Source organism: Streptomyces sp. 8L, assembly GCF_020176795.1.
Lineage (GTDB): Bacteria > Actinomycetota > Actinomycetes > Streptomycetales > Streptomycetaceae > Streptomyces.
Genome location: NZ_JAIUKE010000003.1, coordinates 92,135 through 95,973, shown reverse-complemented (window position 1 = coordinate 95,973; position 3,839 = coordinate 92,135). Strand labels below are relative to the sequence as shown.

Here is a 3,839-nt window from a genome sequence, read left to right as displayed (position 1 = left end):
GGGCGGGGCCCGCGGGCGGCCCCGCGGGCCGGCCGGCCCCCCCCCCGCCCCCCCCCCCCCCCCCCCCCCCCCCCCCCCCCCCCCGCCTGTTCACCTGCCGTGCCCCGCTCGGGGCCGTGCTTTCCGCGCGTCGCGCACCCCGCTCGGGGCCGTCCGTACCGCCCTCGCGTCCCGCGGGACGCGAGGGGTCAGCCGGAGTCGCCCCGGCGGGCCGGAGCGGCGCCGTTGACGGCCTCCGACTGGTCGCGGGTCTCCACCGCGGTGCCGGGTGCCGACCCGCCGCCGTTGAGGCCGGTGCCCGCGGTGCCCGCCCCGCTGTTCCCGGTCCCCGCGCGCAGCGTGTTGAGGATGGCCATGCCCTGGCTGACCAGGCCCGCGACCATCTCGTTGAGCCCGTCCGTACCGTTCAGCACGGTCAGGTTCGACCCCTGGAGCCCCCGGGACGCCGCCTCCGCGAGCTCCGGCAGGACCTCGACGACGCGGTTGGCCGCGATGAGCTCCTGGTTGCCGTTCTTCAGGGACTCGGCGCGTGCGGCGTTGGCGTCGGCCTCGGCCTGGGCGAGCGCCCGCGCGGCGTACGCCTTGCCGTCCGCCTCGGCCTTCGCCCGGTCGCGGTTGGCCTCGGCGAGCGTCCGCTGCCGGTAGGCCTCCGCGTCCGCCGGACGCCTGACCTCCGCCTCGAGACGCTGCGCGGCGAGCCGGGCCTGCCGCTCGGCCAGCGCCGTCTGCGCCTCGATGACCTCGTGCGACGCCTCCGCCTCCGCGAGCGGGCCGGCCTGGCTCGCGCGCGAGGCGGCCTGCTCGGTCTCGGCCTGGAACCCGGCGCGCTTGATCGCCGTGTCCCTCTCGTACGCGGCCTTCAGCGCCGCCGCCTCCTGCTCGCGCTCCGCGGCCTGCTGGTCGGCGCGGGCCTGGGCGATACGCGCCTGGCTCGCGACGGCCGCCGCGTGCGGGGCCGCCAGGTTGTCGACGTAGCCGGTGGTGTCCGTGATCTCCTGGATCTGGAGGGCGTCGACGACGATGCCCAGCTTCTCCATCTCACTGTGGCTGCCGGCCTTGACCTCCTGCGAGACCCTGTCGCGCTCCCGGATGATCTGCTCGACGGTGAGACCGCCGATGATCGAGCGCAGGTGGCCGGAGAAGATCCGGCCGACGAGTTCTTCCATCCGGTGCTGCTCGGTCAGGAAGCGGCGCGCCGCGTTGGCGATCGACACCGCGTCGTCGCCCACCTTGAAGACGGCGACCGCCCTGACGTTCAGGCGGATGCCCTGCTGGGTGACACACTCCTCGGCGATTTCGGCCTCGCGCAGCGCGAGCGAAAGCATGCGCGCCCGCTGCTTGACCGGGAGGACGAAACTGCCGTGACCGGTGACGATGCGGAACTGCGTGTCCTCCCGCCGCCGCTTGGAACCGGAGATGAGCATCGCCTCGTTGGGCGCCGGTACACGCCAGAACAACATGAGTTGACTCCTGTCGCAAAACGTGGTGGTCGGTGGTCAGGAGGGAAGGGGCTCCACAATCACCGAGCGTGCCGAGATGCACTCGGTGACCATCACCCGGATGTGCCTGCCGATCGGTTGGTCCGCCCAGGCCGCGTAGGCCTCGGAGCCGCCCCGCACGGCCACCAGCACTTCGCCGAAGCCGTCCTGCGGGATCGGGACCGTGATCCGCCCGATCGCCCCCACGGGGCTCGCCGACGAGTCATCTGTCTCGGACATCGACCGCTGTCCCACCTCCACCCACCCGTCCGGCCGGGACCGGAGATGTTCGGCGACCCCCTGCCGCCGACCTCTTCACACTACTCCGCGTGGTGCCTCCGGGACTGTCCCGGGGACGTTACCGAACGGGAACGGAACGGCCTTTCACAGAACCAGGTCCGCCAGCCTGTCGACCTCGTCGATTCGCGCGATCGTGGGAGTGAAAGTCAGCTCGTTGACGCCGATCGCGGCGAACTCCCCGACGATGCCGCGGATGCGCTCGGGGGTGCGTACGACACCGTCCGCGATGGCGCTCCCGTGGTCGCCCGCGTAGGCGTAGTAGCCGCGTACGTACCGGTCGGAGTCCTCGACGCTCCCGGGGTCCTGGGACGCGCAGAAGTACGCGAGGCCCAGGAGCCGGGGTTCGCCGGTGCGGCCGGCGGCGCTCCACGCCTCGCGGACCCGGCCCACCATCGGCTCGGCCCTGCGGGGCCCGCCGCCCGCGCCCGTCCAGCCCGCGCCCCAGCGTGCGGTGCGGCGGACCGCACGCGCCCCGTGCCCGCCGATCAGGACCGGCACGGACGCGCCTTCGGGGACGACCGCGCGGCGCTCGCCGGGGAAGTCGCCGTCCTCGACGGCCTCGCCGCGCCAGGCGGCGTGCAGGTAGGCGAGTTGGCGGTCGAACGCGGCGCCCCTGCCCTCGAAGTCCCGTTCGGCGGGACGGTAGTCGGAGGGGCGGGCGCCGACGCCGAGTCCGAGTGTCAAGCGGTCGCCGCTGAGTTGGGCGAGCGTTCCGGTGATCTTCGCGAGGACGGCGTCGGGGTAGGTGGGGCCGAGCACCGCGTTGGTGGTGAGCCCGATGCGGGAGGTGGCGCCTGCCACGACGGCGAGCGCGGTCAGCGAGTCGTACGACGGGTACGGGACGCGGCCGATGGTGGAGACGAAGGCGAAGCCGCGTTCCTCGGCGCGCGTCGCCCAGGCCCGCATCACGGAGGCGCTGGTACCGGTGGTGGTGTTCGGAAGGGCGATGCCGATGCGCATGACGTGGGCTCCTTGGCCGGGAGACTCGGTGGTTGCCGCCGGTGGCGGCGGTGATCACCCGGGGCCCTGCCCGGCGGGGCCCCGCCGAAACCCGGGCGTCCGGCCGCCGCCCCGCCGGTCGCGTGTCACCGCCGTACCGGGCCGGGCGCGTCCTGCCCCGCCCGGTTCCCCGTCTCCCGGGGGTGCCGGGCGCGGGGGCGCCGTCAGGACCCGGCGTGCCTGCGGTGCGCGCCGCCGCCGTGCGCTCGGCCGCGACGCGGGTGGTACAGGAGCAGGAAGACGGTGGCGAGGACGGCGACGGCCTCGGCGACGACCGTGATCGTCTTGTCGCGGAACCAGAGGGGCTCGTACATGTCGGGGAAGGGACCGAGTGTCCCCACATCGACATAGCGGTAGATGAGCAGGAGCGCGAGGCCGCCCGCCGCGGTCGCCCACGCGAACACGTCGCCGGGGATGCGCCGCCACACCAGCACGAGCAGCGCGGCGACTCCGGCGAGGGCCGCCTCGATACGGAAGAGGGTGCCCTGGCTGATGCTCTCGGTGACGGCGTCGTACCGTCCGGCGAGATGAGCGTGCATGTAGGCGTCGACGGCGAGGCCGGCTGCTGCAAGCACCCGTGCGGTGCCGCGCGGGAAGCGTCCCGCGTGCGTGTCGCGTGTCATGGCGGCTCCCTAGTTGACCGTGAGTGTGCCCTTCATGAAGGGGTGAATGGAACAGTGGAACGGATAGGAACCCGCCTTCTTCGGCGCGGTGAAGGTCTTCTTCTTGCCCGGTGCGATGTGTCCCGTGTTGAACTTCGCGCTTCCCGTGCCGGTCACCGTGTGCGCGGTGGTGTCCTTGTTCGTGACCGTGATCCTGGCGCCGGCCTTCACGGTCAGCTTGGACGGCTTGAACTTGAAGTTGTCGATGGTGATTTTGTCCTTGGCCGCCGCGGCCGGGGCCGCACTGGACGCGGCGGCGGGCAGGGGTGCCGAGGACGCCGTGTGCCCGCCGGCGCTGCTCCCGCCGCCGGAGCAGCCGGCGAGGGCGAGGGCGCTGAGGGCGAGAGCGGCCACGGCGGCACGGGAGCGACGGGTGCGCGGGGAGGGCGGCATGAGGGGT

5 protein-coding genes are annotated in these 3,839 nt (G+C 73.6%); all 5 read right to left on the bottom strand.

Features of this window, described 5'->3' with window-relative positions; all coding sequences use genetic code 11:
* Window positions 1-188: 188 nt before the first annotated feature.
* The 5 genes from LCE31_RS00520 to LCE31_RS00500 all read right to left on the bottom strand — a co-directional run bounded on the left by LCE31_RS00520 (window position 189) and on the right by LCE31_RS00500 (window position 3,793).
* Window positions 189-1,460: an SPFH domain-containing protein gene (locus LCE31_RS00520; protein ID WP_225011779.1), complete on the bottom strand. Its 1,272-nt coding sequence runs from the start codon at window positions 1,458-1,460 to the stop codon at window positions 189-191.
* A 36-nt stretch (window positions 1,461-1,496) separates the two neighbouring features.
* A complete protein-coding gene (locus LCE31_RS00515; protein ID WP_225011778.1) occupies window positions 1,497-1,718 on the bottom strand; it encodes a hypothetical protein in 222 nt (73 codons plus the stop codon).
* Window positions 1,719-1,862: 144 nt separating this feature from the next.
* Entirely contained in the window at window positions 1,863-2,738 is an 876-nt protein-coding gene (locus LCE31_RS00510; RefSeq protein ID WP_225011777.1) for an LLM class flavin-dependent oxidoreductase, read from the bottom strand.
* A gap of 203 nt (window positions 2,739-2,941) precedes the next feature.
* Entirely contained in the window at window positions 2,942-3,400 is a 459-nt protein-coding gene (locus LCE31_RS00505; RefSeq protein ID WP_225011776.1) for a hypothetical protein, read from the bottom strand.
* Between the two features lie 9 nt (window positions 3,401-3,409).
* Complete coding sequence (locus LCE31_RS00500; RefSeq protein ID WP_225011775.1) at window positions 3,410-3,793, bottom strand: cupredoxin domain-containing protein; 384 nt, start codon at window positions 3,791-3,793, stop codon at window positions 3,410-3,412.
* Window positions 3,794-3,839 lie beyond the last annotated feature (46 nt).